Source organism: Pseudoalteromonas sp. 20-92, assembly GCF_030847595.1.
GTDB classification, from domain to species: Bacteria; Pseudomonadota; Gammaproteobacteria; order Enterobacterales; family Alteromonadaceae; genus Pseudoalteromonas; species Pseudoalteromonas fuliginea.
Window position 1 is genome coordinate 1 of sequence record NZ_JANJGQ010000033.1, and the last position, 12,744, is coordinate 12,744.

Annotated in this window: 10 protein-coding genes and 1 tRNA gene; 6 read left to right on the top strand and 5 right to left on the bottom strand. The window is 38.7% G+C overall.

Annotated features, from left to right (window positions below; genetic code table 11):
* Nucleotides 1-379: 379 nt before the first annotated feature.
* Nucleotides 380-907: a redoxin domain-containing protein gene (locus tag NRL14_RS19320; RefSeq protein WP_149606222.1), complete on the top strand. Its 528-nt coding sequence runs from the start codon at nt 380-382 to the stop codon at nt 905-907.
* A gap of 231 nt (nt 908-1,138) precedes the next feature.
* Nucleotides 1,139-1,585, top strand: a complete 447-nt coding sequence (locus NRL14_RS19325; RefSeq protein ID WP_007378511.1) for an Hsp20 family protein — start codon at nt 1,139-1,141, stop codon at nt 1,583-1,585.
* A 281-nt stretch (nt 1,586-1,866) separates the two neighbouring features.
* Here NRL14_RS19325 and NRL14_RS19330 read toward each other — a convergent pair whose 3' ends face one another.
* The 5 genes from NRL14_RS19330 to NRL14_RS19350 all read right to left on the bottom strand — a co-directional run bounded on the left by NRL14_RS19330 (nt 1,867) and on the right by NRL14_RS19350 (nt 7,020).
* Entirely contained in the window at nt 1,867-2,391 is a 525-nt protein-coding gene (locus NRL14_RS19330) for a hypothetical protein (protein WP_306725397.1), read from the bottom strand.
* Nucleotides 2,388-3,551, bottom strand: a complete 1,164-nt coding sequence (locus tag NRL14_RS19335; protein ID WP_306725398.1) for a peptidylprolyl isomerase — start codon at nt 3,549-3,551, stop codon at nt 2,388-2,390. The genes NRL14_RS19330 and NRL14_RS19335 overlap by 4 nt, the downstream gene beginning before the upstream one ends.
* 29 nt (nt 3,552-3,580) lie before the next feature.
* The gene (locus NRL14_RS19340; protein WP_007378508.1) at nt 3,581-4,594 is read right to left on the bottom strand and encodes a hypothetical protein; all 1,014 of its coding nucleotides are present in this window, start codon (nt 4,592-4,594) and stop codon (nt 3,581-3,583) included.
* A 110-nt stretch (nt 4,595-4,704) separates the two neighbouring features.
* Nucleotides 4,705-6,258 (bottom strand): cryptochrome/photolyase family protein, encoded by a 1,554-nt coding sequence (locus NRL14_RS19345; protein ID WP_306725399.1) that lies wholly within the window; start codon nt 6,256-6,258, stop codon nt 4,705-4,707.
* 300 nt (nt 6,259-6,558) lie between these two features.
* Complete coding sequence (locus NRL14_RS19350; protein WP_007378506.1) at nt 6,559-7,020, bottom strand: globin; 462 nt, start codon at nt 7,018-7,020, stop codon at nt 6,559-6,561.
* A 568-nt stretch (nt 7,021-7,588) separates the two neighbouring features.
* Between NRL14_RS19350 and NRL14_RS19355 the strand changes: the two genes are divergently transcribed.
* From NRL14_RS19355 to infB, 4 genes are all read left to right on the top strand, one after another.
* A tRNA-Met gene (locus NRL14_RS19355) sits at nt 7,589-7,665 on the top strand.
* Nucleotides 7,666-7,945: 280 nt separating this feature from the next.
* Entirely contained in the window at nt 7,946-8,401 is a 456-nt protein-coding gene (rimP, locus tag NRL14_RS19360) for a ribosome maturation factor RimP (RefSeq protein WP_007378505.1), read from the top strand.
* A 39-nt stretch (nt 8,402-8,440) separates the two neighbouring features.
* Nucleotides 8,441-9,940: a transcription termination factor NusA gene (gene nusA / locus NRL14_RS19365; protein ID WP_007378504.1), complete on the top strand. Its 1,500-nt coding sequence runs from the start codon at nt 8,441-8,443 to the stop codon at nt 9,938-9,940.
* Nucleotides 9,941-9,965: 25 nt separating this feature from the next.
* The gene (infB, locus tag NRL14_RS19370) at nt 9,966-12,626 is read left to right on the top strand and encodes a translation initiation factor IF-2 (RefSeq protein ID WP_007378503.1); all 2,661 of its coding nucleotides are present in this window, start codon (nt 9,966-9,968) and stop codon (nt 12,624-12,626) included.
* Nucleotides 12,627-12,744 lie beyond the last annotated feature (118 nt).

Consider the following 12,744-nt stretch of genomic DNA (forward strand, 5'->3'; position numbering starts at 1 on the left):
GTGTGGGGTCGGCCTAGCAATAGGTCGCTCTACCACGATAGGCTGTAGAATTACTCTTTTTAGGAACGTATCCAACTATTCTTGGTTGGTTGCTTTTCACCCTTGAATCCATCTGTTCGCTGTGATCTAATAGGCATTATTCACCCATGGTAAACTGTTATGGCACTTTTTTTAGGTTATAAGTCAAGCCTGACTTATCCTGCCAAAATAAATTCATTCCTATCAATTTCGCTGAGCAAATTTTGCCAGGCACTTTTGAGTATTGATGTTATTAGAGTCGATAATTCAATCTTGGTTACAATTTATCCTCTTGAAAATTAGTTATCTGCCCTAAGCTCTATTTGGTAAATGGTTTATAACATTTCTTAAGGAGAACATTATGAGTAATAACACAGTAAAACCCGCATCAAAACTCTCTGAGCTGATTGTAAGTAATACAGAGCGAGAACAGGTTGATATTACGCAGCGTGTAACAGATGCTCCATGGAAAATGATAGTTGTTTATCGAGGTCAGCATTGCCCTATGTGTACGAAGCAATTAAATGCTTTGGCTAAAATGACTCAAGATTTTAAAGATATTGGTGTTGAAGTTGTTGCTGTAAGTGGTGATAGCCATGATCAGTTGGAAGCGCACTTTGAAAAGCTAGACGTTAATTTTCCTCTTTATTATAATTTAACGCTTGAGCAAATGACTGAATTAGGTTTGTATATCAGTGAGCCAAGAAGTAACACTGAGACAGATCATCCGTTTGCAGAGCCTGCAATTATTGTCCTAAACGAGCAAAATCAAGTGCAAGTTTTAGATAAATCAAACAGCCCGTTTTCACGCCCTGATATGCAGCAGTTACTTTCAGGTATTCAATATACACGCGAAAATGATTACCCTATTAGAGGAACATTTTCTTAAGTTGTTATGCATAAATTTAGGCGTGTTTAATAGCGCGCTTAAATTTATATTTTATTTTTTAATAAATTTACTTGAAAACAATTTTACCGTCCATATATAGTTAAATAGGACGCCTGATGGGTCCTAAATTAAACTTAAAAAATTGAAATTTATATTATTAATTATACTTTGCTTGAGCTTGTTCAATAGAAAAGCACATGCAAAATATCGCTTAAATATGAGGATATTATTATGCGTACAGTAGATTTATCACCACTTTATCGTTCATTTATCGGCTTCGAACATTTAGCATCACTTATGGATGCGGCAGCAAGTACAGACAAGCAGCCAAGTTTTCCTCCTTATAACATTGAAGCGCTCGATAAAGACAAATATAGAATTACTATGGCCGTTGCTGGTTTTAGTGATAACGAGTTGACCATTGAGTCAGAAAACAACACGTTGAAAGTCGCCGGTACTAAGGCTAATAAAGATGAGAATAATGAACGTAAGTTTATTCATCAAGGCATAGCGGAGCGTAACTTTGAGCGTAAATTTCAGCTTGGCGATCATGTAAAAGTACTTGGTGCAGATTTAGCTAACGGCTTATTGAGCATAGAGCTTCAGCGTGAAATCCCAGAAGCACTTAAACCTCGTAAAATCCAGATAGGGCAAGGTCATCTAATCGAAGACAAATAAACCCTGTTTAACCTTAGTTTCCCCTGATTGTTTAGCCGTCTCGCTTGAGACGGCTTTTTTATGCAATAGAGTTTTAAATGGTCTTGAATCTAGAACGTTCTCTTAATCTTGGCTAATTAACCTGAACTCTGGATAATAAATCTATCTCAAGCAGCTATTTTCAGTGCTAACTACGTTGAATTTACTGACAATAGGCTAGCTATTGCAGTAAATTCGCCTTGTTTTCACTGAAAATCGTTGGCTAGAGAAAATAAATTTAAATATCACTATTATTCAATACGTTAGTAAATCTCTTGACCAGAGTTCAGGTTAATTAAGTGCTTTTGTGTTTTTTTCAGCAGAGCAATTTTATCAATCGCTTCTTGAAGCTGCTCTTGCTTCATTCCTTGTTTACGCCCTTTAGCAAGTAAGTTTTCTAGCGTTGCTACTTTGCTATTAACAGCACTTACAAAGCTACTTTCTAGTGCGCGCCGCTTCTCTTGTTGAAATTGTTCGTAGGCTTTATGGTCGTCTAAATCCCCTTTGTATTGAACACTGCTTAGTTTACTTTTATTTAGTGGGGGTAAGTAATTCGGTTCGGTAATTGCCAGTTGAGCATACTCATTCAAGGTACTTTTTTTAATATTTGAAGAATGTACATCTTCAATTTTTTTTACGGTGTTTACTGTTTGCTTTATTGTAGGACGCTCATCTGTTGGTTGTTTAGTCGCTAGTGCCATTTTTTTCTGCTCGGTGGAGCCAGATAAGTAGTATATGAGGGTGATGCCTAAAGACATTATAATGAGTGCCGAGAGCTTTATTTTCATAACTTAATCTCATTTTGTGTGTGCCACGCAGCCCACTTTTGCTGGTATTGCTGATGCGCATTTTGTAACGCCACAGACTTAATCGCTTGATAGCGAACTGTTTGGCCCGTTGCTGCAAAATATTTATATTCATAGTCACTAGTTAACACCACAACCCATAATCCCGTTGGCGAACGAATGACTTCAGAAAGCTCATTCTCATTTTGAGTAAATGCAAGTTGTACTACCCACTCTTTTTTATGCTCTCGATTGATATTATTATTAAATTTACTATAAATATCATTCATATTAGCCGCTTTTAAAGCAACTTTGAAAGTACTCTTTGCCACTTCACTTTTAAATTTAACCGCGTCATTTCTGTTTTTAAATTCAGCACCTTGGGCTGTTATTTGGTATAAATATTTGAAGCGACTTTTATTCTTTTGGTAATACTGATTTATTTGTTGTTCGGAAACTTGTTTTTCTAATTGTTCGAGTATCGGGCTTTGTCCATGCATCATGTCTTTTACGCCAAGCCAGCTTTGAATCGAAGGGCGCAAGATGTCACCTTGAGCAATGCTTATTAAATTATCAATGTTGATACCTTTTGCTTTAAACGCGTTGGTCGCTTTTTTTAAATTTATAAAATATTGATGCTTTTTAGCTATTTCTGTATGAAATAACTGGTTATCGCCTTGATGCAATCTAAACCGTATTTGCATAGAAAGTGGTTTAATGAAGTCATAAACAGACATTGCAGGAAACGCAAAATTTTCAAGTTTTACTAAAATTAATGTGTTTTTTTGCGTTTCAGAATATTGTCCATTCGCAGGATATTCACCTAATGTGTTTGTAAGCCAGCTGGCCGTAAAATGTTTAACATTATTAGAAGCTTCGATGCTCGGTGGTAAATGTAGTTGATTTATAAAAAGGTTATTTAGGTAGCGCTCTACATGGTAACCGGTGGTAAAACCGACATCAGACAAACGCGCTACCTTGTTGGGCATTAGGCGTTTTGCTTCACTTAGTAAAAATTGGTTCTCGTATAAACGATAACGTGTTTGCGAAAGACTAATGTCACTATTTTGCTGTTGATATATTTGATGCATCAACTGTATTTCAGCGGGTGTGTACTTTTCAACACTCGTAAATGCTTGGCTGCTGTAAAGCAGCCCAAACATTACTACACATAGGTAGACTAAATACCTCATTAGCGGGCAACCATGGCATGATTTAATAAATGTACAACCATTGCAATAGCATGAGGGATAACTTGTTTTGCGGTATCAACACGGTCGTAATGATCTTCCGAATTAAGCACAATACCTCCTTGAGCGTACGAAAAAGAGCCGCCTTGGGTTAGCAATGGACGTACATCCGTTGAGGCTTTATCTAACGGTGAAAAGGTATTTATTGCTTGACGTATTAAGCTAGGATCATTGAGTTGTTCTTGATCATAATAATCCTTTATCCAGCCTTCCCAGCTAGAGTGATTTAAATCTGAAGTTGTCCATGTGTGATGCGGCTGAAGTAAATCAGTTGTATGAAATACAAAGCCCAGTACCTGTGGATTACCACTGTCTAAATAGCTTTGAAACCAGTATTGGCCTAAGTTATCGATTGGTTGAAAAGGGATTTTTTCAAAATCATTATACATACTATAGTTTGATTGACTATCAATTCGGTAATGAGCTTCGGTAATGTCATAACTATTATATTTTGAAGAGTCAGCATTAAACCAGCCCGTTTCTCTTCCCTTTCCATCATCTAAATAGTCCCCTTTTAACCAAGCCGCAGCTAAGCTATCAATGGTGCCCCATACAGTGAGTTTGTCGTAGTTATAGCCGCCAAAATCATTACCATGCTGATCAGCGCCTTGCGTATGGTTTTGAAAGTGCCAATAGCTAGTATATTTTACAATGCTTTCAGCCGCGCCCCAAAGAGGAGCTTGGACACAAGAGCCTGTAATGGCACCACATAAAAAAGTATCTTCAAAATCATCAACATCATAGGCTGCTTGCCCTAGTAGCTCAGCCAGTTGTGAGACTGACATTTTATTTTGTAAAGCATATTGCGACAGTGCTGCATATTGCGTTGATTGTGGGTTTTGCTCCATATAACTTACAGCGTCAATAACAATCCGCTTATGGGTTTCTTGGCTAAATGCGTGTGCTTGGTTGATACTTGTAAGTAATATAATTGCCGACGTTAATATTTTTTTCATTTTTATCTCATTGCTGTATTTAAAAATTAACGCTATTAAAAGATAGCGCTATTACATTACAATGACAGAAGAATTAAACATTTAATTAACAATTTTACCTGTTTTATATATCACAAACTTTCTAAATCAATTAAATGCGCAGCAGCTTGTTTTAATAGCACTGTTTTTTGCTCTTCGGTTTGTCGGTCCCAGTTTTTATAAACCATGCCTATACGCGGGTTTTTCTCTAATTTACTGCGGTGGGTGTGCATAAAGTTCCAGTACAGACTATTAAGGGGGCATGCTTTTTCTCCCACTTTTTGTTTAACATCGTATTGGCAACGCTTGCAATAATCGCTCATTTTATTAATATAGTTTCCGCTTGCTGCGTAGGGTTTTGTAGCAATAATGCCATCATCGGCAAATTGGCTCATTCCTCGAGTATTAGGCATTTCTACCCACTCGATTGCATCTATATAGACACCTAAATACCAATTATCTACGTCATCAGGATTAATTCCCGTGAGCATACAAAAGTTTCCAATAATCATTAAGCGCTGAATATGATGCGCGTATGAGGTTTCTAAACTTTGTGTAAGTGCGTGGCTTAAACAATTCATTTTAGTAGAGCCAGTCCAAAAATAGGATGGCATCTTATTATTGGCTTGTAGTTGATTTTTAGTTGCGTAGTCGGGCATGTTAACCCAATAGATGGCGCGTACGTATTCTCTCCAACCCAGTATTTGCCTTATAAAACCTTCGACTTGTGAAATGGATATTTCGCTGGGTCTTTGTTTATATTCAGTAATTACGCGTTTAATTACATAAAGCGGGTGTAGTATTTTTGTATTTAAAGCAAATGATAAACGGCTATGGTAAAGGCTAGTATTATGCTTACTCTGGTCAGTCATAGCATCTTGAAATTTGCCAAAATTAACGAGCAAATATTCACAAAAGTAATCAAGGCTACTAATTGCTTGCTTTCGCGTTGTTGGCCAAGAGAGTTGATTATCTATACTGCCAAAATAAGCGACTTTATGTTTGTTTAAGCGAGATATAATTGACTTTACATCATTAGTAAATAGCTTTGGAGAGGGGATGTCGTGTATGTCGTTCTTAGAAAATTTATTTCTGTTGTTACTATCAAAATTCCATTTACCTCCTTCAGGCTTACCGGAGTCCATTAAAATATCAAACTGCTTGCGCATATCGCGATAAAAATGCTCCATCGTTACATGTTTATTTTTTACAAAGCGTTTTTTAATTTGTGAAAAGGGGAACAAAAAATGTTCGCTATCCACAGCCCTCACACTTAGCATATGCGTTTTTTTAAATTGTTCTAATTGCGAGTGAAGTCTAAATTCATCAGGGTATTGATACTCTATTGCCGAGCACTGATATTGTTTTGCAATACGGTTAAGCAAATCGGGTAAATTGTTGTCGTTACAAGTCTCATCTAAGGTTAAATGCAATACATTAAAACCAGCCTGGCTTAACGCTGAAGCAAAGTTTTCCATAGCATGGAAAAAAGCACATAATTTTTGGATATGGTGTTTAACATAATGAGTTTCTTGTGCAAGTTCAGCAATAATATAAAGGGTTTCATTATCTTTTTGTTTAAACCAAGAATGCGATGGGTTTAGTTGGTCGCCCAAAATAAGCCTGAGTGTTTTATAGTGTTTCATACTTAGAGCCAAATATATTTAGTACGCCAAAGTGTCGTAAAACGATCTTTTAAAGGTGTTGTAGTACCGCTTAATTATGCGTGGAGTTTTACAATAGCTGGTGTTTTTAATGCTCGATGAGCTAATTCTAAAAAGGTATTGAGCTTTGCTGGTTTTATAAGGGGCTGTTTTTTACTACTTAATGAAGCTTAACCGGCTCATTATAAACTTGAGTGTTGTTATGCTTAGCTTATATGTATTTCAATACCTACTTATATATAAGCGCGTTTGTTATAAAAGAATGAGCAATAAATACATGTTCTAATTGGTATTATTTTTTGTTTTGCTTATTCGTTGTTGAAGTGAAATAACGTTACTTATATTGAAAAGTGAACTGTTAGTGCAGTTTTCAAAAAAGGTTAGAAATTCTTGCCATGCGGTTTGGCTTTGTAAGCAAAAATGCTGACCAAGATGAGCTTCTAAAGTAGCGTAAAAAATATCACACAATATTTTAATATCAGTTTGCTGAATATTACGTTTATTTAGGTGTTCTAAATAATGTGTTAAAAAAGGAGTGACAGAAGATGGATTATCTAAATGTTTAATTATGCGCTCTAGCACGCAGTAAAACGTATAACTTTTTTCGTTGAATTGATTTGCAGTTGGGTAATTCATTACAATACCTGATTCTGCTAATTTACGATGAAAGCGTGCTGTAAAAGCATGGAAATTCGGCTTAACAATCTGTAGGCTTTTTAATAATACTGATTGGTTTGTGTTCATTAAATGCCTCTTTGCATTAAGTGTGATTGTGATTGTTATTGCTTTCGTTGCTTTTATTATAGCTAGAGAAGTTGAAACCGCACGGGTTTATTGGCTTAAATAGAGGGTTTAATTAATAAGTCACTGATTTTATTTATTTTGTTTTTGTTAATGAGATTGATTATCTATTCATTGGGATGGCTGTTTAATATTTACTTCAATGCTACGATTGGGGTTATTGATCTTTGAGGATTAAATCTGTTTTACCTGAGGACAGCGTATGTTTGGCATTTATGCTGTGCTATCGCTTATTTGTGAGGAATAACCACACATGATCGACACAGCCTTGTGTAGAAGCTAAACGGGTGCTTTAAATTTAGGCTCGCAAGATAATGAGGCCCTAAAGGTTATTACAACAAATGTTAATTTGTAATACATTAAATTAACAACTTGACGAATTGCAAATTTTATAAACTTATTAGTTATTATGGTTGCTAATTATCCCGCACATCCTTATAATAGCCGCCATTGTTTAGTGTGTTGTATAACCGCTAACAGCGATATTAAATTAAGATTTAATATCTATTGGCGCGGGATGGAGCAGTCTGGTAGCTCGTCGGGCTCATAACCCGAAGGTCGTCGGTTCAAATCCGGCTCCCGCAACCAATTCTACTAATAAGTGTAAGCTTATTAATTTATATCGCGCATTCTAAGTAATGCGCGTTTTGCGTTTAGGCTAATGTAGTTTAATTTGGTCAGTTACTGACTCGCAACCAAGCTCGGCCCTCGGCCACACAGTTTTATGCTTTATTGGTGTGACGCCCCGCTTGGTTCGGGGCGTTGTTGTATCTGCACCTTTCGATTTATGGCTTTTGTCATCAAATCAAAACTTAAACTCAGTATTTTAGGGCTATAAGCCCTTTTTTTGTTTGTATGGAGGATTTTCGTGACAAAACTTGAACAAGATTTAGTAACCATGTTATCGCCAGCGGTAGAAATGTTAGGCTTTGAATTACATGGTCTTGAGTTTGTACAAGCGGGTCGCCATTCTACCTTAAGAGTGTATATTGCTCATGAGGATGGGATCTCAGTTGATAACTGTGCGGATGCAAGTCGCCAAATTAGTGCGATTTTAGACGTCGAAGACCCAATTACAAATGAATATGATTTGGAAGTATCGTCTCCTGGTGTTGATCGTCTATTATTCAAACAAGATCATTACGAGCAGGCGCAAGGAGAGGAAGTACGCGTGCGTACTAAACTTCCACAGGATGGTCGCCGTAATTTTAAGGGCGACTTAGTAGCAGTTAGCAGCGATATGATCACACTATCTAGTGATGGTGCAGAGCATCTAATCATGCTTAGTAACATCGAACGTGCGAATTTAATCGCTAAGTTTTAAATTCGAGTGCGAAGGAATAGGGCAAGCGAGGCATTACCCATGGCAAAAGAGATATTATTGGTTGCTGAAGCCGTTTCCAATGAGAAAGCGGTTCCAAAAGAAAAGATTTTTGAAGCTTTAGAGTTCGCATTAGCGACAGCGACAAAGAAAAAGCATGATGGCGAAATTGAAGTACGTGTAGCAATTGACCGTAAGACCGGCGATTACGATACGTTCCGTCGTTGGCAGATTGCAGCAGTATTAGAAGATGGTTCTTTAGAGAACCCATACAGCGAAATTACGTTAGAAGCTGCGCAGGTTGAAGAACCTGATTTGCAGATGGGCGATTACGTTGAAGAGCAAATAGATTCAATTAAATTTGACCGTATAACTACACAAATGGCTAAGCAAGTAATCGTACAAAAAGTACGTGAAGCTGAGCGTGCTTTAGTAGTCGATGCATACAAAGATCAAGTTGGTGAGTTAGTAACCGGTGTTGTTAAAAAAGCAACACGTGATTCTATCGTTCTTGATTTAGGCAATAACGCTGAAGCTGTTATCTACCGTGATGATATGCTTCCACGTGAAAACTTCCGCCCGGGTGACCGTATCCGTGGTCTTTTATACGAAGTTAAGCCCGAAGCTCGCGGCGCACAATTATTTGTAACGCGTTCTAAGCCTGAAATGCTAATGGAGCTATTCCGCATTGAGGTGCCAGAAATTGGCGAAGAAATGATTGAGTTACGTGCAGCTGCGCGTGATCCAGGTTCTCGCGCTAAAATTGCAGTTAAATCTAACGACAAACGCATTGACCCAATTGGTGCATGTGTTGGTATGCGTGGCGCACGTGTTCAGGCTGTATCGTCAGAACTTGGCGGCGAGCGTGTTGATATCGTTCTTTATGACGATAATCCAGCGCAGTTTGTTATTAATGCAATGTCACCTGCAGAAGTTGCTTCAATCGTAATGGATGAAGACACTCACTCAATGGATATTGCAGTTGATGCAGATAACCTAGCGCAAGCGATTGGTCGTAATGGTCAAAATGTTCGTTTAGCAAGCCAACTAACAGGTTGGGAACTAAACGTAATGACTGTTGAAGACATGCGTACTAAAAATGAAGCTGAATCAGATAAGTTGCTTAACTTATTCACTGAAAATTTAGAAATTGATGATGAGTTTGCCTCATTACTTATAAATGAAGGTTTCTCGACACTTGAAGAAGTAGCGTACGTACCAGCATCTGAATTTTTAGAAATTGATGGCTTAGACGAAGAAACAGTTGATCTGCTGCGCTCACGTGCAAAAGATGCATTAACAACTAAAGCACTTAAAACGGAAGAAAGCTTAGAAGGCGCAGAGCCTGCTGAAGACTTACTTGCGCTTGAAGGCTTAGAGCGTCACTTAGCATTTGTTATGGCAAGCAAGGGTGTTGTTACACTTGAAGACTTGGCAGAGCAAGGTATTGACGAATTAGTTGATATTACAGAACTTTCATCTGAAAAAGCGGGTGAACTAATTATGGCTGCACGAAACATTTGTTGGTTTGCAGACGAGTAATTTATTAACGGAGGTATTACACACTATGGCAGAAGTAAATGTTGAAAAACTAGCCGGCGATATAGGTACAACTGTTGATAAATTGCTACAGCAGTTTTCACAAGCAGGTATCACTAAGCAAGCAACTGATAATGTAACCGAAGCTGAAAAAGCAACGTTACTTGATCATTTAAGCAAGCATCATGGCGGTACAGGTTCAGATGGTCCAGCGCGTATGACTTTACAACGTAAGAGCAAAAGCACATTAAGTGTGACTGGCTCTACGGGTAAAGCTAAAGCTGTTCAAGTTGAAGTTCGCAAAACACGTACGTACGTGAAAAAAAGCGCAATGGAACAAGAACAAGAGCAAGCACGCCTAGCCGCTGAAGAAAAAGTACGTCTTGAAGAGCAGCAAAAAGCTGAGCAAGAAGCCGCAGAATTAAAAGCGAAACAAGAGGCAGAGCGCAAAGCGAAAGAAGACGCTGACCGTAAAGCCAAAGAAGAAGCTAAACGCAAAGCAGATGCAGAGCGTAAAGCGAAACAAAAGCAGATGACCCCAGAGCAAAGTGCTAAGTCTGAGAAAGATCGCATAGAAGCTGAGCGTCTGCAAAAAGAAGCAGAAGAGGCCGCATTGAAGAAAGCTGAAGAAGAAGCGAAACGTCAAGCAGAAGAAGCAAGAAAGCTAGCTGAAGAAAACTCGGCACGCTGGAAGAAAGAAGAAGAAGAGCGTAAGAAACGCGAAGAAACAGCGGATCACCATCTTACGACTTCTACTTACGCACGTGAAGCAGAAGATGTTGCCGATGCTCGTGATGAGCAAGGTACACGCCGTGCTAAGAAAAAGAAAAAAGCGCCAGCAAAAGATAAATTTGCAGCGTCAAGAGGCCGTAACAAGTCTAAGTTAAAAGCACCAGCATCGCTGCAGCATGGTTTCCAAAAACCAACTGTTGATGTTAAAAATGAAGTGCGTATTAGCGAAACAATTACAGTAGCTGAGCTTGCATCACGCATGGCTGTTAAAGGCGCTGAAGTTGTAAAAACAATGATGAAAATGGGTGACATGGTTACCATTAACCAAGTGATTGACCAAGAAGCTGCACAATTAGTTGCAGAAGAAATGGGTCACAAGGTTATCATTGTTAAAGAAAACGAATTAGAGCAAACAGTACTTAATGACCGCCATGAAGATGGTAAGTCAGAGCCACGTGCTCCAGTAGTAACTGTTATGGGTCACGTTGACCACGGTAAAACATCGACTCTTGATTATATTCGCTCTGCAAAAGTTGCTTCAGGCGAAGCCGGTGGTATTACACAGCATATTGGTGCATACCATGTTGATGTAAACGGCAATATGATCACGTTCCTAGATACACCAGGACATGCTGCATTTACATCAATGCGTGCTCGTGGTGCTAAAGCGACAGATATCGTAATCCTAGTGGTTGCAGCAGATGATGGCGTTATGCCACAGACTAAAGAAGCGGTACAGCACGCACGTGCAGCTGGCGTTCCTTTAATCATTGCTGTAAACAAAATGGATAAAGAAGGCGCAGATCCAGATCGCGTTAAAAACGAACTAGCTGTACTTGACGTTATTCCAGAAGAGTGGGGCGGCGATACGCAGTATGTTCATATCTCAGCTAAAACTGGTTTAGGTATTGACGACCTTCTTGAAGCTGTGCTTATGCAATCTGAGCTTTTAGAATTAACTGCACCTACTGAAGGTATGGCTGCAGGTGTTGTTATTGAATCTCGTCTTGATAAAGGCCGTGGTCCAGTAGCATCAGTACTTGTTCAATCTGGTACGCTTAACCAAGGTGACATTGTATTATGTGGTCTTGAGTATGGCCGTGTTCGTGCAATGCGCGATGAAAACGGTAAAGACATTAAATCTGCTGGTCCATCTATTCCAGTTGAGATTTTAGGTCTTTCTGGTATTCCAGCTGCGGGCGACGAAGCGACTGTTGTTAAAGATGAGCGTAAAGCGCGTGAAGTTGCTTTATACCGTCAAGGTAAGTTCCGCGATGTTAAGCTAGCACGTCAGCAAAAAGCTAAGCTTGAAAACATGTTTACTAACATGACTGAAGGCGATGTTTCTGAAGTTAACGTGGTACTTAAAGCAGACGTTCAAGGTTCTATCGAAGCAATCTCTGATTCACTAACTAAACTTTCTACTGATGAAGTAAAAGTGAAGATTGTTGGTTCAGGTGTTGGTGGTATTACTGAGACTGATGCAACCCTAGCTGCAGCGTCTAACGCAATTGTAGTTGGCTTTAACGTTCGTGCTGATGCTTCTGCTCGTAAAGTGATTGATACTGAAAACTTAGACCTTCGTTATTACAGCGTAATTTATGCCTTAATCGAAGAAGTTAAGCAAGCCATGTCAGGTATGCTAGCGCCAGAGTTTAAACAAGAAATCATTGGTCTTGCTCAAGTTCGTGACGTATTTAAGTCTCCAAAAATTGGCGCAATTGCTGGTTGTATGGTTACTGAAGGTGTTATCAAACGTAGCGCTCCAATCCGTGTACTACGTGAAAACGTGGTTATCTATGAAGGTGAGCTTGAGTCACTTCGTCGCTTTAAAGACGATGTTGCTGATGTTCGTAACGGCATGGAATGTGGTATCGGCGTTAAGAATTACAATGACGTACGTGTTGGTGACCAAATCGAAGTATTTGAAACAGTTGAAGTACAACGTACTCTATAATTGTTACTAGGGTGTATTGAACGCTTAAGGTTAACGCCCGGGCGTTCTACACGCTCTACGCTAAGATTTTAAATGGGGGCTTAGCCCCCATTTGCATATCCATTATTTAGTTAACTTA

Bases quoted from the DNA above. Each gene is read 5' to 3' on its own strand.
- NRL14_RS19345 (WP_306725399.1), bottom strand. From the start codon at position 6,258: ATGAAACACTATAAAACACTCAGGCTTATTTTGGGCGACCAACTAAAC.
- NRL14_RS19350 (WP_007378506.1), bottom strand. From the start codon at position 7,020: ATGAACACAAACCAATCAGTATTATTAAAAAGCCTACAGATTGTTAAG.
- NRL14_RS19325 (WP_007378511.1), top strand. From the start codon at position 1,139: ATGCGTACAGTAGATTTATCACCACTTTATCGTTCATTTATCGGCTTC.
- infB (WP_007378503.1), top strand. From the start codon at position 9,966: ATGGCAGAAGTAAATGTTGAAAAACTAGCCGGCGATATAGGTACAACT.
- NRL14_RS19320 (WP_149606222.1), top strand. From the start codon at position 380: ATGAGTAATAACACAGTAAAACCCGCATCAAAACTCTCTGAGCTGATT.
- nusA (WP_007378504.1), top strand. From the start codon at position 8,441: ATGGCAAAAGAGATATTATTGGTTGCTGAAGCCGTTTCCAATGAGAAA.
- NRL14_RS19335 (WP_306725398.1), bottom strand. From the start codon at position 3,551: ATGTTTGGGCTGCTTTACAGCAGCCAAGCATTTACGAGTGTTGAAAAG.
- NRL14_RS19330 (WP_306725397.1), bottom strand. From the start codon at position 2,391: ATGAAAATAAAGCTCTCGGCACTCATTATAATGTCTTTAGGCATCACC.
- NRL14_RS19340 (WP_007378508.1), bottom strand. From the start codon at position 4,594: ATGAAAAAAATATTAACGTCGGCAATTATATTACTTACAAGTATCAAC.